The 22,864-nt window shown below is 29.4% G+C and carries 19 protein-coding genes; 6 read left to right on the forward strand and 13 right to left on the reverse strand.

The window, feature by feature from the left end; translation table 11 throughout:
- Window positions 1–16: 16 nt before the first annotated feature.
- The 4 genes from AC0N0V_RS10080 to uvsE form a co-directional block, all read right to left on the reverse strand.
- On the reverse strand, window positions 17–217 hold the full coding sequence (locus tag AC0N0V_RS10080; protein WP_474463847.1) for a DUF4250 domain-containing protein: 201 nt from the start codon (window positions 215–217) through the stop codon (window positions 17–19).
- Between the two features lie 118 nt (window positions 218–335).
- Window positions 336–2,609, reverse strand: a complete 2,274-nt coding sequence (locus AC0N0V_RS10085) for an ATP-dependent Clp protease ATP-binding subunit (protein WP_474463849.1) — start codon at window positions 2,607–2,609, stop codon at window positions 336–338.
- 146 nt (window positions 2,610–2,755) lie between these two features.
- Window positions 2,756–4,735: an HD domain-containing phosphohydrolase gene (locus tag AC0N0V_RS10090; RefSeq protein WP_474463851.1), complete on the reverse strand. Its 1,980-nt coding sequence runs from the start codon at window positions 4,733–4,735 to the stop codon at window positions 2,756–2,758.
- A 227-nt stretch (window positions 4,736–4,962) separates the two neighbouring features.
- The gene (gene uvsE, locus AC0N0V_RS10095; protein WP_474463853.1) at window positions 4,963–5,922 is read right to left on the reverse strand and encodes a UV DNA damage repair endonuclease UvsE; all 960 of its coding nucleotides are present in this window, start codon (window positions 5,920–5,922) and stop codon (window positions 4,963–4,965) included.
- Window positions 5,923–6,396: 474 nt separating this feature from the next.
- Between uvsE and AC0N0V_RS10100 the strand changes: the two genes are divergently transcribed.
- The gene (locus tag AC0N0V_RS10100; RefSeq protein ID WP_474463854.1) at window positions 6,397–7,260 is read left to right on the forward strand and encodes a TerC/Alx family metal homeostasis membrane protein; all 864 of its coding nucleotides are present in this window, start codon (window positions 6,397–6,399) and stop codon (window positions 7,258–7,260) included.
- 62 nt (window positions 7,261–7,322) lie between these two features.
- Here the strand turns inward: AC0N0V_RS10100 and AC0N0V_RS10105 are convergent, their stop codons facing one another.
- The 3 genes from AC0N0V_RS10105 to AC0N0V_RS10115 form a co-directional block, all read right to left on the reverse strand.
- Window positions 7,323–9,209: a PTS fructose transporter subunit IIABC gene (locus AC0N0V_RS10105; protein WP_474463856.1), complete on the reverse strand. Its 1,887-nt coding sequence runs from the start codon at window positions 9,207–9,209 to the stop codon at window positions 7,323–7,325.
- Window positions 9,210–9,288: 79 nt separating this feature from the next.
- Window positions 9,289–10,203, reverse strand: coding sequence for a 1-phosphofructokinase (pfkB, locus tag AC0N0V_RS10110; protein WP_474463857.1), 915 nt, complete (start codon window positions 10,201–10,203; stop codon window positions 9,289–9,291).
- A complete protein-coding gene (locus tag AC0N0V_RS10115; RefSeq protein WP_474463859.1) occupies window positions 10,203–10,952 on the reverse strand; it encodes a DeoR/GlpR family DNA-binding transcription regulator in 750 nt (249 codons plus the stop codon). The genes pfkB and AC0N0V_RS10115 overlap by 1 nt, the downstream gene beginning before the upstream one ends.
- Window positions 10,953–11,381: 429 nt before the next feature.
- Here AC0N0V_RS10115 and AC0N0V_RS10120 point away from each other — a divergent pair, with 429 nt between their 5' ends.
- Entirely contained in the window at window positions 11,382–12,092 is a 711-nt protein-coding gene (locus AC0N0V_RS10120) for an HAD family hydrolase (RefSeq protein ID WP_474463860.1), read from the forward strand.
- Between the two features lie 115 nt (window positions 12,093–12,207).
- Here the strand turns inward: AC0N0V_RS10120 and AC0N0V_RS10125 are convergent, their stop codons facing one another.
- The 3 genes from AC0N0V_RS10125 to AC0N0V_RS10135 all read right to left on the reverse strand — a co-directional run bounded on the left by AC0N0V_RS10125 (window position 12,208) and on the right by AC0N0V_RS10135 (window position 15,114).
- Window positions 12,208–13,260, reverse strand: coding sequence for a pyruvate kinase (locus AC0N0V_RS10125; protein WP_474463861.1), 1,053 nt, complete (start codon window positions 13,258–13,260; stop codon window positions 12,208–12,210).
- Window positions 13,261–13,280: 20 nt separating this feature from the next.
- Window positions 13,281–14,339, reverse strand: a complete 1,059-nt coding sequence (locus tag AC0N0V_RS10130; RefSeq protein WP_474463863.1) for a Ppx/GppA phosphatase family protein — start codon at window positions 14,337–14,339, stop codon at window positions 13,281–13,283.
- A gap of 109 nt (window positions 14,340–14,448) precedes the next feature.
- Window positions 14,449–15,114 (reverse strand): B3/B4 domain-containing protein, encoded by a 666-nt coding sequence (locus tag AC0N0V_RS10135; protein ID WP_474463866.1) that lies wholly within the window; start codon window positions 15,112–15,114, stop codon window positions 14,449–14,451.
- Window positions 15,115–15,394: 280 nt separating this feature from the next.
- Between AC0N0V_RS10135 and AC0N0V_RS10140 the strand changes: the two genes are divergently transcribed.
- A complete protein-coding gene (locus AC0N0V_RS10140; protein WP_474463868.1) occupies window positions 15,395–15,991 on the forward strand; it encodes a DUF2238 domain-containing protein in 597 nt (198 codons plus the stop codon).
- A gap of 211 nt (window positions 15,992–16,202) precedes the next feature.
- Window positions 16,203–16,733, forward strand: a complete 531-nt coding sequence (locus AC0N0V_RS10145) for a hypothetical protein (protein ID WP_474463869.1) — start codon at window positions 16,203–16,205, stop codon at window positions 16,731–16,733.
- A 202-nt stretch (window positions 16,734–16,935) separates the two neighbouring features.
- Here the strand turns inward: AC0N0V_RS10145 and AC0N0V_RS10150 are convergent, their stop codons facing one another.
- Window positions 16,936–17,085: a hypothetical protein gene (locus tag AC0N0V_RS10150; RefSeq protein ID WP_474463871.1), complete on the reverse strand. Its 150-nt coding sequence runs from the start codon at window positions 17,083–17,085 to the stop codon at window positions 16,936–16,938.
- A gap of 171 nt (window positions 17,086–17,256) precedes the next feature.
- Entirely contained in the window at window positions 17,257–17,745 is a 489-nt protein-coding gene (locus AC0N0V_RS10155) for a hypothetical protein (RefSeq protein WP_474463873.1), read from the reverse strand.
- Window positions 17,746–17,952: 207 nt separating this feature from the next.
- Here AC0N0V_RS10155 and AC0N0V_RS10160 point away from each other — a divergent pair, with 207 nt between their 5' ends.
- Window positions 17,953–19,185 carry an aminopeptidase gene (locus tag AC0N0V_RS10160; RefSeq protein ID WP_474463876.1) on the forward strand — a complete coding sequence of 411 codons (1,233 nt, stop codon included), beginning with the start codon at window positions 17,953–17,955 and terminating at the stop codon, window positions 19,183–19,185.
- A gap of 84 nt (window positions 19,186–19,269) precedes the next feature.
- Here AC0N0V_RS10160 and AC0N0V_RS10165 read toward each other — a convergent pair whose 3' ends face one another.
- Window positions 19,270–21,027 (reverse strand): helicase-related protein, encoded by a 1,758-nt coding sequence (locus AC0N0V_RS10165; protein ID WP_474463878.1) that lies wholly within the window; start codon window positions 21,025–21,027, stop codon window positions 19,270–19,272.
- A gap of 577 nt (window positions 21,028–21,604) precedes the next feature.
- On the opposite strand from AC0N0V_RS10165, the gene AC0N0V_RS10170 reads away from it, so the two are divergent.
- On the forward strand, window positions 21,605–22,681 hold the full coding sequence (locus AC0N0V_RS10170; protein WP_474463880.1) for a YVTN family beta-propeller repeat protein: 1,077 nt from the start codon (window positions 21,605–21,607) through the stop codon (window positions 22,679–22,681).
- Window positions 22,682–22,864: the final 183 nt, after the last annotated feature.

Raw genomic sequence — 22,864 nt, forward strand, 5'->3', positions numbered from 1 at the left:
ATAGTTTGAAAAATTATTATGCTTCTACAGATATAAACTGATTAGTTTTTTCATTATATTTATATTCAATGGCTTCTAGCCTGTTTATGATATCCTCTAAATTCAATTCATTTTCTTCGCATAAAACTCTAAGGCTATCAAATTCATCTCTTAGCTTCATATTTGTCCAGCTTAAGAGAATATATGGATCTATGGTTGGAACCTTTTCTTTATCCATTTATATATCACCTATTTCAATAAATATTTAACTAAAGACTAAACATATACCTAACTCTGTATATGTTTAGTCTCTTTAGATTGTTTTTTAATATTCTTTTAAAATAATAATTTACTGTCTAGTGCAAAACAATTTTATCACCTATTAATTCTACTTTTACATTAGAACCTTCTCTAAATTTCTTTTGTAGATATTGTTCCGCGATTTCATCTTCGATATACTTTTGTATTGTTCTTCTTAGTGGTCTTGCACCATATTTTTCATCATAACCTATTTTCAAAATCTGATCCTTCACTTCTTCAGATATTTCTAAATTAATTTCTTTTTCCTTAACTTCATCAATAACTTCTTTTAACATTAGGTTGATGATTTTATGAAGTTCATCCTTTGACAATGGAGTAAATACAATGGTTTCATCCACTCTATTTAAAAATTCAGGTCTAAAGATTTCTTTAAGTGCCTCTTTTACACGATTTTCTAAAATATTATATCCATCCTGCGCAAAGCCAATTCCAGAAGATTTGAAATTAGTTCCTGCATTAGAAGTCATAATAATCACTGCGTTTTCAAAGTAAACAGTTCTTCCTTGACTATCTGTAAGTCTTCCGTCTTCAAGAATTTGAAGTAACATATTAAATATATCTGGATGAGCCTTTTCAATTTCATCAAGTAAAATAACTGAATATGGTTTTCTTCTTATTTTTTCAGTAAGCTGACCGCCTTGGTCGTAACCTACATATCCAGGAGGAGCACCAATTAACTTTGAAACCGTATGCTTTTCCATATACTCAGACATATCAAGCCTTATTATTGCTTCTTCACTACCAAAAAGTTCAGTTGCAAGGGCCTTAGCTAGCTCCGTTTTACCAACACCTGTTGGACCAACAAAAATGAAGGAAGACGGTTTTCTCTTTTTTCTAAATCCTAATCTATTTCTGCGTATAGCTCTAGATAAAGATACGATGGCTTCATGCTGACCTATAACCCTTTGGTGTAATCTTTCTTCTAAATTCAATAACTTTTGAGCTTCTTCTTCTGTAATCTTTTGTACAGGAATTTTTGTCCATGCTTCGATAACATGAGCAATATCTTCAACAGTTAGTTTAACGTCAGCACAACTACTTTTAAGTTCCCTAATTTTATCTTGAAGTCTGCATTCATGTACCTTGTATTGAGCCGCTTTTTCATAATCATTATTATTACCAGCATCTATTATCTTGTTTTGTAGTTGCTGTAATTCTTCTTCTATTGATTTTAACTCTACAAGTCCTTGGTTTTTTAGGTTAGCTCTAGAACTTGCCTCGTCTATAACATCAATTGCTTTATCTGGTAGGAATCTATCAGTTATATATCTTTCTGACAATCTCGCAGCGGAATCTATTACTTCATCAGATATTATTACATTATGATAAGATTCATAGTAATTTTTTATTCCTTTTAAAATTTCAATGGTCTCTTCTACTGTTGGCTCATCAACTATAACAGGTTGAAATCTTCTCTCTAAAGCTGAATCTTTTTCTATATGCTTTCTATATTCTTCTAGAGTGGTTGCTCCAATAACTTGAATTTCCCCTCTGGCAAGAGCTGGTTTTAAGATATTAGCTGCATTCATAGCCCCGCCTTGAGCTTCTCCCGCTCCAATTATATTATGAACTTCATCAATAACTAAAATAATGTTACCATTATCTTTGGCTTCTTCTATAATGGATTTCATACGACCTTCGAACTGCCCTCTAAATTGAGTACCTGCCACAATTGCAGTCAGATCTAGTAAATATACTTCTGAATCATATAATTTAGCAGGAACCTGTTTCTCTGCTATCCTAACAGCTAAGCCTTCTGCGATAGCTGTCTTACCAACACCTGGCTCTCCAATTAAAATAGGGTTATTTTTAGTTCTTCTGTTAAGAATCTGTATAACTCTATCTATTTCTGTCTGTCTCCCTATAACTTTATCAACTTCCTCGTTTTTTGCTTTATCCGTTAAATTTATTCCATACATATCTAGATTTTTTCTTTTTTTCTTAAAAAATCCACCTTTTGTTTTTACTTTAGGCTCCTCTTTATTAGAAGAGTGTTCCTTATTAAAAGCTTTAGGCTCTTTGTTGTCTATATCATCTGAAGATTTAAATGTATTATTAAATAAATTCAAGAAAGAAGTGTTTTTTGATTCATCAAGATTAATATCCTGAAACATAGTACTCATTTGTTCTGATAAGTTTTCTATGTCATCTGGAGTCATGCCAGCTTGCTTCATTAATTGATCCATAATAGGTATTCCCATTTTTTTAGCACAATCCATACATACACCAACCATTTCTGGTTTTCCACTGTCAACTTTAGCTGTATATATTGTTGCTATATTTTTATTACAAATAGAACATAGTTGCATTTAAATCATCTCCATTTTCCAATAAAGTCAAGTTGTATTATCGCAATTACAGTATATCATATTTCTGTCTAGATTATTATTAATATTTTTTAAATAGAATTAGATCATAATACTTCATTCAAGTGTTACATAATAAGAAAGTTGGCTTAAGAGGTTAAATCTTTCTTTTGTTTTAAATTAAATCTATTATATATCTTCCAAATCACTTCAATGTTTTGAAAAAACACACTAACTATATATGGATCAAAGTGTTTTCCAGATCCATCTTTTATTATTTGAGTGGCTTCTTCAAAGCTAAAGGCCCTTTTATAAGGTCTTTTACTTGTTAGAGCATCAAATACATCTGCTATAGCAACGATTCTAGCACTTAAAGGTATATTCTCTTCCAGCTTACCATTAGGATAACCAGAACCATCCCATTTTTCGTGATGACCTTCTGCTATTTCAATTGCTATTTTAAATATACTTCTTCCTCTCTTTATTAGGTTATCATCTGCAGTTTTTAAAACTTTAGCTCCATATGAAGTATGAGTTTTCATAATATTAAACTCATACTCAGAAAGCTTTGCAGGTTTGAGTAAAATTTCATCCCGTATAGCTACCTTTCCGATATCATGAAGAGGACTAAATCTTTCAATATTATTTACATAATCTAAGTCTATAATATTTCTATATTTTTTTGTATTAGATAATAACTCTGCAATCACTCGGGAATATGTTTTCATTCGATTTAAATGATCACCAGTCTCCGGGTCTCTTTCCTCAGTTAGGGTTGCCAGCGCTAATGTTGAGCTTATAATCATATCATCAATTAGAATGTCCTCTTCAAGACTAAGCATTATACTATTTGCCAGGGTTTTTAAAAAATTTATATGTTTCTTTTGATAAACATTTTTAGTGTTACTTGAGAAAAATATTATTCCCACTGCACCTTTATCATTTTTAAGTGGAAATGTTATTGATGATTTTATGCCCTCTTCTAGCAAAATACGATTGTATTCTTTAACTGGTTTTCCTTTAATATATTCCTCAAGATCGTTAATTATTCTTTCCTCACCTGTTTCAATAATTTTACCAAGAGTAGTTTCCTTAATGCCTGTCCTAAACCCCAACAGCCTCTTTGGCAGATTCTTATGATATTTACCTGAAACTCCATAAGATGCTTTTATTATATTTCTTTCAGCATCTATCAATGCTATTCCTATATGTGTATACGGAATAAATTCAATAAAAGAGTTAAATATGTAATTCAAAACATCCTTAAATGGTATATTTTTGCTTAGATTCTCGATAAGCAAGATTATGCTGTTTAATTTATTAAATACTACTTGTACTTCTTTAAAAACTGGAACAATATTAGCATCTTCAAACTTAGGAACAATAGCTTCTAAATCTGTTATACCAACTCCCTCTAACCCTTTATATAGCTGCCCTATTGGTAGAAAAAGATTTTTATATGCATTTACAAAAAATATAATTAGTGACATAAGTATTGTTATTGAAAGAAACATTACTGTATAAATCATAATTTGACTTCTTTTGTTATTATAATTAGAAACTAAATTTGTTATGTCATTACTACATTCCAAAAGAAATTCGTTATTTTCATTAATGTATTTAACTGCGTTGTACAATTCTATAGAGTTATTTTTTTCGTTTAAAACTGTATTAATAGATTTGTTAAACACTATCCAAATTTGTTCATGCTTTTGTAAAATAGGAGAAAGTTCTCCAAGGGCTTCTGTAAAATTTAATCTATTACCTTTTGAGATTATAAAACCATTTTTTATAGTTTGATACTGTGATTCATATTCATTTTTAGACTTTTGGAGTTCTTCTAATGTTTCGCTTATACTTGCTTGTGAGTGAAATTTTTCCTTTTCTTCATTATTATATGCTCCATCATAAGTATAAAGTTCATATATACGATTTACGTCCTTGGTCATCATTTGCGTAAGCATTCTTTGTCGGCCTAAGATATTAACTAAAGTACTATTTTGTGAACTAGTATGTAGGTTAATTAATAGTAATATAAAAATCGATATAACTACAGCAGATATAAGAACTATAATTATAGAAATATGCCTTTTATAAAGGTCTACTACAGATATATTTTTATTTTTCATTGAATATTTGCCTCCGTAACTAAATTAAGAGTATCTAATAAATTTTATATTATTTACATCTTGCATACAGTATAAATTATACATTTAATAGCTGAATTTTAACATAATAATATCAAAGTAAGTTTAAATATATGTATTTAATTAATATTAAGTATAGCTTATTTTCACTAAAACTTTAATCCTCATCGATTATGTTGATGAGGATTAAAGTTTCATAATACATATTATCATATTTCTAGCGTTGATTCATCTATCCAGTTCCAGTTGCTTCTAAGTTCTTTTATATCTTCTACAAGTTTATATAAGGATAAATCTTTCATTTTAGATTCTAACATTACGTCAAAATCAATTCCTAAAGGTTTGCATACCTCTAGAAATTTTATAAAATCTTGAGGGTTAATGAAATCTGAATGTTTTCTATCTGTTTTACCTTCCTTAGGGCTTGAAAAGTGAACTTTTGGGGGAATCGATTGGTTAGACCATGTATTTAAAATTTCTCTAAGTAAAGGTTCCAAGGAATCTCCTCCGGTATTACATGTATGATGATGGACATCTAGTACCATAGGAGCATCTACTGTCTTACATATTCCTAAAACTTCTCTTGTAGTAAAGGTTTTATCATCATTTTCTAATATCAATTTGCTTGTTATATCAGAGGGAAAATTTTTAAAATTGCTTATAAATCTTTCAATTGCTTTTTCTTTTCCACCTTGGCTACTACCTACATGTAGAACCATTTTTCCATTTGGATAATCTAGATCCTTAAATAAATTTACGTGAAACATAAGGTTTCTTTTAGAACTTTCCACAACTTCCTCTCTAATACTATTTAAAACATTAAATTCATCAGGATGAGTATCTACTCTCATATTATATTTCTTTACTAGGTCTCCTATTCTTTTGAATTCTATGTTAAAAATCTTTCTGTAATCCCAATTAGTAACTTCTGGATGAGTTGCCAATGGAACTAGCGCTGAAGTTATCCTATAAAAATGAATATTATTTTTCACATTATACTCAAGAATTTTATACAAATCATCTAAATTTGATAATGTTACTTGTTTAAGTTTATTTAGTTTGTTAACATCATTACCCTGTTTTCCATAATTAGTGTAAGTTACTGTACTTGAGGATGTAACCTTGGGAAGCTTTAGAGCTATAGCCACATAACCTAAACGAATTTTCATTATAGCACCTTCTTTTCATACATAGTAAACATAGGTTAGTTTATGTATAGTTAAAATATTAATACCATAAAGAGAAAATCTGTTCATTATAATATAAGACGAGAAGAAGATTACTGTTGGAGAACGGCTGAAGAAACAATAAAAGATATAAAAAGTTTAACTTTTACAATGGGTTATTAATTACGTCTTACAGGGTTATGGGTAATTATTATAAGCATTATTATTTACTTGACAATGATTTATAAATTATGGTATTATTAATTTGTAAAAGTTAATAATACTTGTTAAAAGGGAGTAATTTAAATTATAAAGTCAACAATTCGATTTAGTATTCTAAATCTGGCTTTATAAGCCTATTTAAGGTTATAAGACTTTTAACATAATTCATATATAGCGATGAATTATGTTAAAAGCCTTTTATTTTTGCCCTTTATATAGCAAAATTATAATTTACATAAATAAGGAGGTAATTATATGACAACAAAAAAATCACTATTACATTTAAGTTTCTGGGTTGGTATGGCGATACTATTTAATATCGGTATCTATTTTTTCATGGGAACAGAAAAGGCTTTAGCTTTCCTTGGAGGGTATGTAATTGAACAAAGCTTAAGTTTAGACAACCTGTTTTTATTCATACTCATATTTCAAAGTTTTGGGATAAAATCAGAATATCAAAAGAGAGTTCTTACTTATGGAATAGTTGGGGCTATTATATTAAGGTTAGTATTTATACTTTTAGGTGTAACCATTGTTAACAAGTTCCATTGGATGCTTTATATATTTGGTTTACTTCTAATATTCAGCGGAATCAAGATGTTTAGAAATGATGAAAATGAAAGTAATTTTAAAGATAGCAAATTAATAAAGCTTCTTAATAAATTTATACCAGTTTCTGATACATTAGATGGGGAAAAATTTTTTACTAGGAAAAATGGTATATTATACGCTACCCCACTTCTCGCAATAGTGCTGCTTGTAGAAGGATCTGATATTATTTTTGCAATAGATTCAATACCAGCTATATTCTCTATAACTACGGATCCATTTATAGTATATACTTCTAATATATTTGCTATATTAGGTCTTAGAAATCTATACTTTATATTAGAAAAGCTTCACAATAATTTTGTTTATGTAAAGTATGGAGTAGCAAGCATCCTTGTATTTACTGGTATAAAGTTATCTGTTTTATTCTTCCATCTTGAAATATCAATAGTGGCTTCTTTAATTACTATATTTACAATACTATCAATTAGCATCATAGCTTCTATAGTGAAAAGTAAAAAAGATAAAACAGAATTATGTTCAAGTGCTGCTACAGAGACTACTGAATAAAAAAATTAATTAAAATAGGAGTTAGATATCCGTATGGTATCTAACTCCTATTTTAATATAATTTATTTATCTTCTATAGGCTTTTTAAGGAATCCTAACATAAATGCTGTTATAAATGATCCGATTAATATTGATAAAACATAAAGTAAAGGATTTCCTTTAACTATAGGAATTACAAATACTCCACCGTGGGGAGCAGGTAAACCTATATTAAACATCATTGTCAACGCTCCAGCAATTGCTGATCCAACAATTATTGAAGGAATAACTCTTCCTGGATCTGCTGCTGCAAATGGAATAGCACCTTCTGTTATAAAACTTGCTCCCATTATATAGTTTGTTTTTCCGGCATCTCTTTCTTGTTTAGTAAATTTATTTTTAAATAATGTAGTTGCAATAGCAATACCTAGTGGTGGAACCATACCCCCTGCCATTATAGCTGCATGTGGATAATAGTTTCCAGCGTCAATCATAGCAATACCGAATGTAAATGCTGCTTTATTTATTGGACCACCCATGTCAACAGCCATCATTCCACCAAGAATTAAACCAAGAAGTACTCTATTTGCTGTACCCATTGATCCCAACCAAGCTTGCATAGAAGTATTAAGTGCCTTAACAGGATTAACTATAAATAGCAACATTACAGCACCAGTAATAAATATTCCGAGTAAAGGATATATAAGAACTGGCTTTATTCCTTCAAGTGATTCTGGAAGCCCAGCAAATAATTTCTTAACTAGTAATACGGAATAACCTCCAAGGAAACCTGCAATTAATCCGCCTAAAAATCCAGCACCATTATTTGCAGCTATAAGTCCACCAACCATTGCTGGTGCGAACCCCGGTCTATCAGCTATACTGCTTCCAATAAAACCTGCTAGAACAGGCACCATCAAAGCAAATGCATTTCCACTACCGATATCCATAAGAAGTTTTGCTATAGGGTTAAAAGATGGATCTTTTGGATCAAAGGCCTTAATTCCGAACATGAAGCATATCGCTATTAATATCCCCCCACCTACAACGAAAGGAAGCATATTTGATACACCACTCATTACATGCTTATAAAATCCTGTTCTTTGGTTCTTATTTCCATTTGAAGACTCTTTACTTCCTATATGATGATATATAGATGCATCTCCTTGTAGTCCCTTATTTATAAGCTCTTCAGGTTTCTTTATAGCTTGAGCCACAGGAACTTGAAGTACTTTCTTACCTTCAAATCTAGACATTTCTACTTGTTTATCCGCTGCAACTATTATTGCTGTTGCTCTACTAATCTCATCATCTGTTAGCTTATTTTTTACTCCAGTAGAACCATTAGTTTCAACTTTGATCTCTACTCCTAGTTCTTTTGCTTTATTTTTAAGAGAATCTGCAGCCATATAAGTATGTGCAATACCAGTTGGGCAAGCTGTAACTGCTAGTATTAATCTATTATCATTAGAGCTTTTTTCTACAGTTGCCTCAGAATTTTGAGTTTGTAAATAATCTTTTTCTTGAGCATCAATTAAATTTAAAATTTCATCTTCTGATTTGGCGTTTAAAAGCCCATTTTTAAAATTTTCATTTATAAGTAAGCTAGATAATCTTGATAGGGTTTCTAGATGCTCATTATGTGCTCCTTCACTAGCTGCTATCATAAAGAATATATGTGCATTATTACCATCTAAAGACTCAAAGTCTAACCCTTCCTTTGAACGACCAAATGCTAATGATGGTGTCCTGACAGCTGCTGTTTTAGCATGTGGAATGGCTATCCCATCCCCTATTCCTGTTGAAAATTCATTTTCTCTTTTCAATATTGCATCTTTATATTCTTTTTTATTATTTAATCTTCCTGCATTGTCTAATTTATCTATTAATTCATCGATAACTTCTGTTTTTGATTTAGAATTTAAATCTAAAATAATTGTATCCTTTTTTAGAAGCTCCGTAATTCTCATTTTTTTCCTCCTAATAGCATTTAATATTTTTATAATTATAGAAGACATTCATTTGTTTAATCTACATGACACTTTTTATTTAAACTAATTTAGTTATAAGTATTTCAGTAAGGAATCTTTCAACATCTTCCTTTTTACATAAATCCATTGAAAATGCTGTAGCACTACCAGTTGCAGCTCCCCATTTAAGTGATTCAATTAGGCTTGAATTTTGTGAATAACTTGCTATAAAACCAGCAATTAAGGAATCGCCTGCTCCTACAGAGTTTTTTACAACTCCCTTTGGTGCTGATGCATGATACACACCTTCTTTACATAATAGCAAAGCACCTTCACCTGCCATTGAAATAACAACGTTTTCTGCACCCATTTCTCTAAGTCTTTGACCATATTTAATTAGTTCTTCTCTACCATTAATGCTTACATTAAATAATTCTTCAAGCTCGTGGTTATTTGGTTTTATCAAAAATGGATTATATTTTAATGTTGTTATTAAGGCTTCACCGGTAGTATCAACAACTACTTTCAGGCCCTTGTGGAAGCATTTTTCTTGAATAATTGAGTAAATGTTTCTTGGCATCGATTTCTGTACATTACCAGCTAAAACTAGAAAATCTTTTGTATTTAATGTATTAATTTTTTTAAACAATTCTTTTAAACTTTCTTCATTTACATCAGGTCCTGAACCATTTATTTCTGTTTCCTCATTTGATTTGAGTTTTACATTTATTCTTGTATCACCACTAACCTCTATGAAGTCAGTATCTACTCCTTGTTTTTGTAGAAAATCTACTATATATTTTCCAGTAAACCCACCAATGAATCCGAGAGCTTTATTTTTAATGCCTAAATTATTTAAAACTCTCGATACATTAATTCCCTTACCACCAGCGTATTTATACTCACTTGTTACTCGGTTTACTTCTCCCGGCTTAAAGTTTTCTACATCTATTACATAATCGATAGATGGATTAAAAGTTACTGTATATATCATTATTCTATCACAACCTTTACTTTAGTTTTTTTACTATATCCCTCATAATCTTCTATATCAGAATTCGTAATAATTTCTGCCTTTCCCAAATCTCCAACTTTTACAAAACTTACCTCTCCAAACTTACTTTCATCAGCTAAAACGAATGCCTGTCTTGAATGTTTGATTGCATTTTCTTTAAGTGCAGCTTCTTCTACATCTGGTGTGGTAAAGCCATACTCTAGGTGTACTCCATTGATACCTAAAAAACATTTATCAAACCTAAATTTTTCAATATTTTTTAATGCATCAATACCTATTATTGCTTTAGTCGTTGTTTTAACTCTTCCGCCTAAAATATAAGAATTCAAGTTTTGTTCGACAAGAGAATTTATATGCTTAAGTCCATTTGTAACTATTATTATATTTTTTTTATCTATAAACTGAATCATTTCAAAAGTTGAAGTTCCAGCATCAAGATAAATACAATCTCCTTCTTTTATAAGTGATGCAGCATGTTTAGCTATTAGCCGTTTCTCTTCTATATTTTGAATTTCTTTTTCACTATAACTTGCTTCAATGAGTCTACCCTTAGTGAGCGTAGCACCGCCATGTACTCTTTTTAGTGCATTTATGCTTTCTAAGAATGTAAGATCACGTCTTATGGTGGATTCCGAAGTATTAGTTGCGTCTACTAGCTCATTTATTTTAACTACACTTTTATCCTTAAGCAGGTCAAGTATTAAATTATGTCTTTGTTCTGTTATCAAGAAAAACCACCTTCTTTTCGTAAATATTTTATTTATCACTTAATTATTATTTAACCATACTTTTTATATAATAGGCATCTCTTTATGAAAACATTATAATATAGAAATAATTCAATTTCAATCACATTCTTTCAAAAACAATCGGATAATTTCACAATTCATTCAAAATACTTCGTAATTATTTGAAGTATTTTGCCTATAAACATACTTATATTTTTATAATTACTGTAGATTAACTCATTTGATTAAATAAACTGTTCGTGCATTTTAATACAATTTTAACCACAAATATCAAGTTTTGAAGGATTGTCTAGATTGATCAAGATATAGCAATAGACATAATATTGTGTTAAAATTATATGTAATTGGAATATATGCGCATTACTTAACTCTTTGAATTATAACTTGAACACACTAAGGAGGAAATTTATGAATACAATTTTATTTGATCTCGATGGAACTTTACTTCCAATGGATATGGCGTTATTTGAAAAATTATATTTTGATGAAATAACAGATACTTTTTCAGATATAATGGAACCACAACAATTTGCTAAAAATATATGGGCATCCACAAAGGCCATGGTGAAAAACACTGAGTATAAAACTAATGAAGAAGTGTTTATGGAGGATTTTGGTGGAAGAATAAACGCTGATCTTTCGGCATTGAAAAAACGTTTCGATGAATTCTATGATTCAAGGTTTTTAAAAGTGAGAGAAGCTGTACATAGCATTGAATGTATTAAAGATAGTGTTAGAATATTAAAGGAAAAAGGGTATAAGATAGTTGTGGCTACAAATCCTATGTTCCCTGCTAAAGCAATTTATCATAGAGTGCGTTGGGCAGGTTTTGAACCAGAAGAATTTTCATATATAAGTACTTTTGAAACTAATCACTATTGCAAACCTCAATTAAAATACTACGAGGAAGTATTAAAAGATATATGTAAAACCGCCGATGAATGCTTAATGGTTGGAAATGATGTACAAGAAGACCTAATAGCAAAAAATCTTGGAATGAAGACCTATTTAATAACTGATAATATGTTACATAGAACTGAAGAAGCAATAGTTACTGACTATCAAGGAAAATATGAAGATTTTTATAAATTTGCAAAAAAACTTCCAAGTGTTATATAGTTAAAAAATATATGATTAACTTAAGACTACTATTTGGATATAAATTTAAGCAGGGGCATAAGTTCACCCCTGCTTTTTACTTAAAATAAAAAAAGTTGTATAGCCAATTATTAATTTATCCTACAGTCCTTTTTAGAGTGCTTTCTAAAACATCTTCAAATTTAGTAGTTAGATCCTTCAAAAATTTAATATTTTCAATAGGTGTTTTAGAAATAGTTACTTCTCCCGATAACATAAATCCACTAACCTTATTTCTCGTAAAATTGTAAATATCGTTTAATTCGCTTATAGTAGGTTTATTTCCTTTCTTTAAGGAATCTAATACATAGGTAGCTATAATTAGATCTTTTACACTTCTTTTCATTTTTGTAACGATTCTGTCTTGAATTAATGGTATCTCATGATTAAGGACTTCTGCAGTTAAGTCACCTCTACCAATCATTATTCCATCACTTACCTTCAATATTTTATCAAAGTTTTCATAGCCGTCTCTACACTCAATTTTAGACCATATTATAGGCATTTTTATATTGCTATTTTTTTTATTATAATCTTTTATAAACTTCTTAAGTTCCTTTATATTATCATCTGTAGTGACATAGGATAGACATATTATATCAACACCATGATCTAATCCCCATTTTATATCATATTTATCTTTTTCTGTTAAACAGAGCTTACTTCTATCCATACCTGGAGCATTTATTCCTTTTTCACCCCTAACCATACCACCTTTTTTGACTTCTACTTTTATTACATTTTCATTTTTTCCAAGCACAGTAAATTCCATAGTAGCATCTTTCATATAAATAATTTTTGCGCTATATAAATCTTTAAAATCTCCTTCATATGATATTGGAATAAGAGTATATTTGTTTGTTTTCTCATATTTTTTATATATGTTCTCAGTACAGAAGTAAATTATTTCACCGTCGTTAACCTTAATTTGATTTTTAAATAAATTTGAAACTCTAAGTTTGTTTCCTTGTAAATCCTGAAAAATAGACATCTCAGGATACTTTTTTTTAATTTCCCTTATTAGCTCCTCAGCTTTTTCATAGTCAATATGTGAAAAATTAAACCTCGGTATAGTCATACCTGCTTCAACCATTTTATCTATATCTTCTATCGAGTTAACCCATGAACCAATAGAACAAACTATATCCAATCATAAACACCCCATTTTTATCATCTTAATCCTATTTCTTTGTACTTTTGATAATATATACCATACCATAATCCGGTTCCGCTAACTAGTATTTCATTTATATTAAAACCTCTCATTATTTCTTTATACATATATAGGCCTACTCTTATAGCAATTAATTCTTCTATATAATTTGATTTTTTTACATCTACGCTATAAATATTTTCATAGACACTCCCTACACTTTTATACGCCTCTGCTATTTTATCCTCTATAGTTATTATTTTATTTTCAATAAATTCCATGGTAAGTTTTGTTCCGTGTTGATATCTATTAGTAACTTTACCTGTGGCCCTAGTTATTGCTGTTCCTACACCTACACATATACAATTATCAGGTGTAGGTGCATGATTTTTAAAGTAATGTACTAGCGTATAATCTATAAATCTATCCACTTTGCAAAATGCTTTTCTTATATTAGTATTTGTATGGTTTCGGAGAAATAATATATTTTCCAGAACGACAGTCCCTAAATCCAAACTGTAGGTTTGAAGTATTTTACCTTTTTCAAAAAGAGTTACCTCAGTTGAACCTCCCCCTTGATCAACCAAGATAAATCTTTGATCAGTGTTATTTATGTAACTACTTGCACTTAACATAAATGCATCTAATGTTGCCTTAGCTTCTTCCTCTTTCGTAAGTATTTTAACGTTTAGGCCACATTCATCCTTTATTATTTTTAGGAGGTATTCGTTATTTTCAGCGCTTCTTATGGCAGCTGTAGCTACAGTATATACAATATCTACATTGTTTTCGCTGAGCACATCAACAAAATGATTCAAAATAGGAATAATATTAGACTTAAAAAAATCTAAATTCATATTATTCTTAGCGTCTAATCCTTTGCCAGTATTAGTAAGCCAACCTTCTCTTTTGAAGCTTTTAAAATTAAAATCCTTTGATTTCATCTTATCTAATTCTCCAATTAGCATTTTTACAGCCTTAGTGCTTAGCTCTATAACTGCAATGCTTGTAGGAGTATTATTATCATTACTGATAACAGTTTTTATTTCACCAAATCCATCATTCTTAGTATTCATTGAGCTTGAAAGATTTCTTTTTTTATTATGCTTCCAATTTTTTTTATAATGGCTATAACTTGAAGATTTATAGGATAAATTTCTGCTCATCTTCTCACCTTTTTGTTATCTATTTAACTATAAAAGTATTAACATTTTCTCCTTCTGCATAGTTTATTATAAGTTTTTTACAATAATTTACGTACTCATCCAGCTTCTCTTCACCATTAAAAGAAACTATACCCATAATAATCCTTTTGGTATCCTCAGTTATCATTGCTCTTACTGAATCAGAGGTTGTGCTACCAAATTTTCCATTACTATCTTCAAAGACAGGCAAGTTAGACAAATTTATTTGTCCTCTTCCTATTCCTTCGTAATAGTCACCTTCTCTTCCAATGTTCAGAAATATTTCTGAGTCGATTTTATCCAAATCATATGCACATACTGGATGAAAGGATACTGTAGAAACGAGATTATTTATATCTACTACATTATTTACCTTGTAAAGCCCCTTTCCTTTTACAACCCTTCGAGCTAAGGATTCTGAAGAAACTCTATATCTACTAGGATCTTTTCCGATTTTTTTGTATGCATCTCTTGCCGCTTTTATATTGTTTATTTTCAATACATCTTGTAGAGAGTTATCCTCAGCAATGTTATTACATACGTTATCTATTTCTTTCCATAGACTTTCATTAGACTCCTTTACTTTTATTTCTGCTTCAACGCAACCAATTGCGATTTTGTCATTTAATAATTTTTTTATTTCAGTTGATATGTTTACCTTAACCATAATGCCTATCTCCTTATTCTATCATTTTATCTCAGTGTAAAAATTCTAAGTATTAATCCTTATTAATACAAGTGAATTTAATTGTAATTTATTTACACCTGAACTAGTTCTTTTACTTTACTTTGATTATACCAAATATTTGTTGGATTTGGTATTTTTATAACAATTATAATATATTAAAAAATATTTATACGTATTTAATTTTAAATTATGGGAAGTACTTAAATATAGGATTAATAGAATCTTTTTACTAAAGAGTTATTAAAAAGGAGAGTTTATTTTGAAAAATTTGAAAAAATCGAGAAAAACCATGATGCTTCTCACTTTAATTTTTGTTGCAATTCAAGTTTTTATTTTTATAGGTTTCATCATTAATAAAAAGCGAGATTTTATCGCTGAAATAATTGTTATAAATGTTCTTATACTGATATGTATTATTATTGAAATCAAGTTTAACTTATATATACATAACTACACAAGAGGAGTAGTTTATGCAACAATAACACTTCATTTATTGGTTGGAGAATATTTAAATGTTTATACTAAATCATTTATCTTTGACAAGGTTCTACATTTTTTTGGAACATATTCATTTTCGCTCTTTATATATTCCTTATTTAATGCAATAACTAAGAAAACAATCAGCTCTAAGGTAAATGAATTTATTTTTATAAGTTTGCTCGGGATTAGCTTAGGAACATTTTATGAAATAATCGAATTCTTGATAGATATTATAATTAAGCCCCAAATTCCTTCTCAAGGTGGAGTACTTGACACAAATTTAGATATTATATTTAATATTTTTGGTGCTTTAACAGCTGCAGTTCATATGATTTTAACAAGATTTAAGTTAACAAAATATAAAGCAAATAATTAAGTAAATTTAAAGATAATAACTTAATTTTAAGAAAATATTGAGAAATAGTTTGTAAATATAAATAAAATTAGTCAATTAAACTTATGCTGATTTAATTTTACTATGTATTTAATCATCTTATTAAAAAAACTATGAGTGTATATGTTTTGTGTATAAGATATATGGTAAAATACTAAGGTATAGCATCCCACTATAAAGGAGGACAGACTAAATGAATTATGATAAATTAATATTAGCTTTAACTGTCATAATTGCAATTTCTATTTTGATATGTATAATTAAAAAAGTTACTAAAGTAATTATTTTCACTTTAATTGTAGTATTTGCTTTTTCCTTCATCAAGGCAATAGAAGCAGGAAAAAGTCCAACTGAAGTTTTTAATGCATCAAAAAATGATTTAAGTTATTCTAAGGAAATTTATAACTATACAAAAAAAGTGAAAAAGTCTGTAGAAAACACAGTAGTTGGTATAGAGAGTAAATCCGTACCGGAAATAATATCAGAAAACAAAAATCTTCATGACTACTTAGATAAAGTAAGCAAATTACAACATGGAGTTGAATTAGATGTTTTCCATGACAAATATTATAATTATCTAAAAAGTATTGTACTTACTTCTGATACTCTAGTAAAGAGTGCTAATGTATCTAGTGGAATAATTAAGAATGCAGAAAGTGCAAAAACTAATCTTAATAAGTATTTAGATGGTTTATTAAATGTTAAAGAACAGTACTTAAAATAAGTGTTTTTATAAACTACAAAAAATTTATTAAAAATATAAAAAAACACATACTTTAGTTTAAATGTTTATGATTAAATTACATATGAAAATAAGCACTATCAAAATTTGTTAAGTTTTGATAGTGCTTATTTTAAATCTTAAAACCTTTCGATTTAACCTTTTATTAAATGTATATCTATCATAATATCTTTACTATAAATATTTATTTGGATTTATTGTGATTAACAGTTATTTTAACTAACTTTTTTTCCGTTATGTTTCTTATTGACTTAGTAACAAATAATATCGCAAAGGGACCTACTAAAGAAAGAAAATAGTTTAAAGCTGTTAATGTTGAATTTATGTTATCCATGAATATCACCTCTTAATACCTAAGTTTAATAGTATTATACAAAATTATTAATTAATAATCAATATCAATTAATAAAATATTTTGGCGTAATAATATCCTCAACATTAACCCGCTATGTTGAGGATATCAAAACTAAAACCAAATCAACTTTTGGTAATATTTACACATTAATTAACGACAAATAAATTCGTCGATTCTTCTTAAATCAATGCCAAAGTATACCCATCTTCTGCCGTTCCATCTCCATCCTGAAGCAGTTCTTCTATCTACCCGAGTAAGATAAGCCCAGAAGGAATTTCCGTTATTTAACCATATATAAACAAATCTATTAGTGCAAGCTCGAATTGAACCTGGTGATACTGCAAATGGTTGTGCACCACCATGTGGTCTTGGTCTTTGTGGTGTATGGGATGGAGGTGGTGGTAAATTTGGTCCGCCAGGTCCTTGAGGTCCTCCAAAACCAGGTTGCATTCCAGGCCCTTGATGTCCTCCTGGAGGTGGATTAAAAGGTGGTGGATTAAAACCAGGTCCCTGTCTCATGAATTCTTCTGTGTTATATTGTCCTGAATACATTTGGTAGAATGGACATCCCATAGGACAACACATTAATCCTTGATTTTCATTATAGTCATCTAGAAAATCATCATTACGAAAATACATTATAACACTCCTTAATGAGAACTACATTAATATAATATGCAGTGAAGTTAAAATTTGACACAAGAAAATTTTAACTTCACGTATTTAAATTACCTTAATGTGGTATAATTTTAATACTAATAACAGTATTGTAAAATAAAAAGTAGTTAATTCTGTTGATTTAACTTGTGTTAAAGCTTGGAATTAATTAAATAAAGGAGAGATACTATGAAGGACCTTAATGTTTATCTAAAAAAATACGCAGAGCTCTCAATTAAAGTTGGAGTTAATCTTCAAAAAGGTCAAACACTTGTTATAAATTCACCAATAGAGTGCTCAGACTTTGTAAGAATAATAGCAAAAGAAGCCTATGATGCAGGTGCTAAAGATGTTCATGTAGAATGGAGTGATGAAGAGCTAACACTTATAAAATTCATGAATGCACCAGAAGAAGCCTTTAAGGAGTTTCCAAAATGGAAAGCAGATGGATATGAAGAGCTGGCTAAAAATGGTGCAGCATTTCTTTCTATTTCTGCATCAAACCCCGAACTCTTAAAAGATGTAGATTCAAGACGCGTATCAGAAGCTAATAAATCAAGATCAATTGCATTAAAGAAGTATAGAGAATATATTATGAATAGCACTGTTTCTTGGTCAATAATTTCTATACCAACAAAAAGTTGGGCTAAAAAGGTCTTTCCAGACTTATCAGAGAATAAAGCTATAGAAAAACTATGGGAAAGTATATTTATGACTGTTAGGGTGGATAAAGATAATCCTATAGAAGCATGGACAGATCATTTAAATACTTTAAAGAATAAGGTTGATTTTTTAAATGAGAAAAAGTTTAAAAAGCTACATTATGTTTCAAAAGGAACAGATTTAACTATAGAACTACCTGTAAAACATATATGGGCTGGTGGTGGAGAGTATAATGCTAAAAAAACTTACTTTGTTGCAAATATGCCAACAGAAGAAGTTTTTACTTTACCTCTAAAAGCAGGAGTAAATGGTATTGTACAAAGCACAAAACCGCTAAATTACAGTGGAAATCTAATTGATGATTTTACTTTAACCTTTAAAGATGGAAAAATTATAGATTTTACAGCGAAAAAAGGCTATGAAACATTAAAAAAGTTAATAGAAACAGATGAGGGATCCCATTACCTTGGAGAAGTTGCTTTAGTACCTTACCATTCACCTATTTCTAATTCAAACATTATATTTTACAATACACTGTTTGATGAGAATGCTTCTTGTCACTTAGCTATAGGCGAAGCTTACCCAATTTGCCTTGAGGGTGGTAGTGAAATGAATAGTGACGAACTTGAAAAAGCTGGTGCCAATATTTCTTTGACTCACGTAGATTTTATGATGGGTTCTGCTGATCTTAATATTACTGGTGTAACCATGGAAGGTGAAGTAGTTCAAATATTTGAGAATGGAAACTGGGCGTTTTAATAGATGTTTGTATAATTAATCTAAATAAAGAATAAACTCCTTTGAACAAATAAGCGAAGGAGTTTATTGTTTATATTTAATTGTTTATATACTTACCAATATCTTATTTATATCTTCACTTACTGCTAAACGTTCCTCATAAACCCACTCTTCATCAAATTCTAAATTAAATGCCTTAGAGAAAGAATAATAAAGATTTATCTTCTGATAGTATATTTCAAGATCATAAAGTTCCTTAAAGTTTACCACTGGTTTAGATATTATATCTCTCTTAGCAATAAAGGTTTCGTCTAGATAACTTAAAAAGCAATCCATCATTGTTGGGTTTGATACATCGAAAGGAATTTTTAATAATCGCCATTCTATTTCTTCATCTAGCTTATAGGATTTTATAGTGTCTAAAATTATTAAATAATCTCCTATATCCATTTTTCTATATAATTCGTATTTTTCTTCTCTTGTACTCCACAAAGCAAGCTTTTCTCTTAAAGGTAAATTTTTTATTTTTAATATTGCTTCGCTAGGTCCAAGAACACCTTCTTTTATTCGTCTATCTTCTGAATCAATCATTTCTTTTATAAAAGATTGAGTGTCACCGTAGGAAGCTACGTATCCAACCTCGTATATTCCCTTTCTTCCTGCCCTTCCTGCAATTTGCTTAACTTCTTGTGAATTTAAATATCTTACTTCAGTTCCATCAAATTTCTTCACATCCATAAATACTATTCTTCTGATTGGAAGATTAACTCCCATTCCTATAGCATCGGTAGTTATTAGTATGGTAGTTTCTTTATTGATAAATTGTTCGTATTGTTTTCTTCTTACTTCAGGAGGCAAATCTCCGTAAATTAAACTAGCTTTGATACCTTGGTCAGCATAATAATATGCTAGTTCCAGCACCCTCTTCTTAGAAAACACAACCAATGCATCTCCATTTTGAATCTTTTTATTAGTGAAAGCATCGAACTGTATTTCCAGTGGTATATCCCTCTTATACTCCATATAATTATATTCATCCTGACAATCCTCTATAATGTCGATAAGTAATTTTTTTGAATTTAAAGCTCCACATATATGTATTTCTCTACTCTTTAATCCTAGTAAAGCTCTAGTCCATGCTGCACCCCTTTGATCATCATTTATCATTTGAATCTCGTCTATAACAGCAACATCATATTCATTATCAATATTAAGTTTTTCTATGGTACAGGATACATGTCTTGCTTCCTCAATCAATATTTCTTCTTCACCAGTTAATAGGTTACATTTAACACCTTCATTATTCAATTTTTCATAATTCTCTAATGCTAATATTCTTAATGGAGAGAGATATATTCCATTTGATGCTTCTTTTAGCCTTTGCATTGCGTTATACGTTTTTCCTGTATTTGTTTCTCCTAAATGAAGATAAAACTTTCTTTTAAACTTTCTTGCTGCTTCATATTCATCTTTAGGGTTTGCAGGAAATACAGTATCGAACTGTTTAGATACGAGTGTTGGAATGTGAGTAGTTATAAGTACACCCATAATACCTGATCTTAAATAATTATCAAAATCATCATTAATTATTTCTTTAAAATTAAAATTAGTGCCATTTTTTCTATTATAGTCTTCAACAAGCCTTTCAGATATATATTCTAATAAATCCAAATATCTTTCATAAACATTGTTGTAATCTCTAATATCTGCATCTTCAAACTCTTGTAAATGCCTTATTTTTTTTCTGACGGCTGATTCATGCTCCCATAAAGCATTCGTTTTTGTATGTTTAACTATTTCTTCTATCTGTGAAATTTGGTTTTTTATCTTTCTAAAGTTTCTTTCTACCGCTCCTCTTTTCATTGGTTACCTCCTAGATCCAATTTTGCTTATTATATCTATATTAATATTATTAAGATTAGGTATAACTCACCTTTAATCATTTTATGCTTATGCTTTATTTCAAATTAAAACTAGTTAAAATTTTCTTCTAAAATTTCAAATATATAAGATATTACAAGGTTTTATTTTTAATATAAACTATTACTTTAGGTTATATACATATGTTATATAATTATATTTGTATGTTATATTTTATAAAACCATTCTTCTAAGTTATCAATAGCAGTATTCATTACTTTTACTGCAGCATTTATAGTATATAATAGATCCTATACTTTTTCATGCAAAGTAAGATACTTTTCTTTAACATTTTAATAAATTGCTCTTTTATCATATATGTATTATGTCTTACTAATAAGAATGTCTTTCATTTTAACTATTCTTATATAGCCACATTTTTAAATTGCTAACCAGAATAGAAAGTAAAATTTTGTACAAAACTATTTTAACAAATATAATTTCTTCATAATTTCTTCATATCAATCAATTACAATAACTTTACGCAAATGATTATTATTTTCAAGAAAGGATGGTTTTAGTGCTTAAATCAAAATATTTGAAAACTTTAGGTATTGCAACAATGATAACTGTAGCCTTAGCTGGTTGTGGTAATACAATTAAAAATGAAACCAATAAGCAGTCCACTACCCAAACAGAAACTAAAACAGAGCAAAAAGTTGCCTTCTACTATTCAGCAAATGAAGGAGGAAGTATTTCCAAAATAGATGCAGCGACAAATAAAGTTTTAGAAACTATTAAAGTGGATGGTGCTGCACATAATGTTCAAGTTTCACCAGATGGTAAAGTAGTAGCTGCAACTTCCGCTGTTATGATGGAAAAAGGTAAAACTGAACATGGTACTATGAGTATGAATGGTTCTGCATTGTTCTATGATGTAGAAACAAATAAACTTATAAAAAAAGTAGAAGTAGGTAAACATCCTGCTCACGTAGTATATACATCTGATGGTAAATATGTATTAGTTACAAATAATGAAGACAATAATGTATCAGTTATTAACACAAACGATTATAATGTAGTTGGTAAAATCTCTACAGGTAATGGCCCTCATGGTTTTCGTATATCAAAAGATGGGAAGTTTGCTTATGTAGCTAATATGTATGAAGATACTGTGAGTATTTTAGACATTGCAAACTTTAAGGAAGTGAAGAAAATTAAAGTTGGAAAAACACCTATAACTACTGGTATAACAAATGATGGAAAAACTCTTGTAGCAACTATAAATGGTGAAAATACTTTAGCTATAATAGACCTTGCTACAGAGAAGGTAGAAAAAGTACCTGTAGGAATAGGCCCAGCACAGGTTTACATTCAATCCGATGATAAATTTGCATTCGTAGCTAATCAAGGCACTGAAGCTACTCCTTCAAATACCGTTACAAAAATTGATTTAACTACAAAGAAAGTTGTAGCTACAATAGAAACTGGTAAAGGTGCTCATGGAGTAGTAACTAGTCCTGATAACAAATTTACCTATGTCACTAATATGTTTGATAATACTATAAGTGTAATTGATAACATTCAAAATAAGGTAGTTACAACAGTATCTGTTGATAAAACTCCTAACGGTATAAGTTACAGAGAAGGTAAATAACTAACAACTACTAATTTAAGACCAAGGTGCAATTAAAACTATGGTATAATCCCTCAGAGTATCCTCTTTATAATGCTACAATTAGTTAGTTATTGTTTTAATGTTTCTCCCATTAAAAAGAACTAAAGGACTTAATCCCTTAGTTCTTTTTTTGAAATAATAATATCTAATCTATAATTAGGT

The sequence above is a fragment of the Clostridium sp. CS1-1 genome (genome assembly GCF_056135525.1).

Bases quoted from the DNA above. Each gene is read 5' to 3' on its own strand.
- AC0N0V_RS10080 (WP_474463847.1), bottom strand. From the start codon at position 217: ATGGATAAAGAAAAGGTTCCAACCATAGATCCATATATTCTCTTAAGC.
- AC0N0V_RS10085 (WP_474463849.1), bottom strand. From the start codon at position 2,609: ATGCAACTATGTTCTATTTGTAATAAAAATATAGCAACAATATATACA.
- AC0N0V_RS10090 (WP_474463851.1), bottom strand. From the start codon at position 4,735: ATGAAAAATAAAAATATATCTGTAGTAGACCTTTATAAAAGGCATATT.
- uvsE (WP_474463853.1), bottom strand. From the start codon at position 5,922: ATGAAAATTCGTTTAGGTTATGTGGCTATAGCTCTAAAGCTTCCCAAG.
- AC0N0V_RS10100 (WP_474463854.1), top strand. From the start codon at position 6,397: ATGACAACAAAAAAATCACTATTACATTTAAGTTTCTGGGTTGGTATG.
- AC0N0V_RS10105 (WP_474463856.1), bottom strand. From the start codon at position 9,209: ATGAGAATTACGGAGCTTCTAAAAAAGGATACAATTATTTTAGATTTA.
- pfkB (WP_474463857.1), bottom strand. From the start codon at position 10,203: ATGATATATACAGTAACTTTTAATCCATCTATCGATTATGTAATAGAT.
- AC0N0V_RS10120 (WP_474463860.1), top strand. From the start codon at position 11,382: ATGAATACAATTTTATTTGATCTCGATGGAACTTTACTTCCAATGGAT.
- AC0N0V_RS10130 (WP_474463863.1), bottom strand. From the start codon at position 14,339: ATGAATACTAAGAATGATGGATTTGGTGAAATAAAAACTGTTATCAGT.
- AC0N0V_RS10135 (WP_474463866.1), bottom strand. From the start codon at position 15,114: ATGGTTAAGGTAAACATATCAACTGAAATAAAAAAATTATTAAATGAC.
- AC0N0V_RS10145 (WP_474463869.1), top strand. From the start codon at position 16,203: ATGAATTATGATAAATTAATATTAGCTTTAACTGTCATAATTGCAATT.
- AC0N0V_RS10150 (WP_474463871.1), bottom strand. From the start codon at position 17,085: ATGGATAACATAAATTCAACATTAACAGCTTTAAACTATTTTCTTTCT.
- AC0N0V_RS10155 (WP_474463873.1), bottom strand. From the start codon at position 17,745: ATGTATTTTCGTAATGATGATTTTCTAGATGACTATAATGAAAATCAA.
- AC0N0V_RS10160 (WP_474463876.1), top strand. From the start codon at position 17,953: ATGAAGGACCTTAATGTTTATCTAAAAAAATACGCAGAGCTCTCAATT.
- AC0N0V_RS10165 (WP_474463878.1), bottom strand. From the start codon at position 21,027: ATGAAAAGAGGAGCGGTAGAAAGAAACTTTAGAAAGATAAAAAACCAA.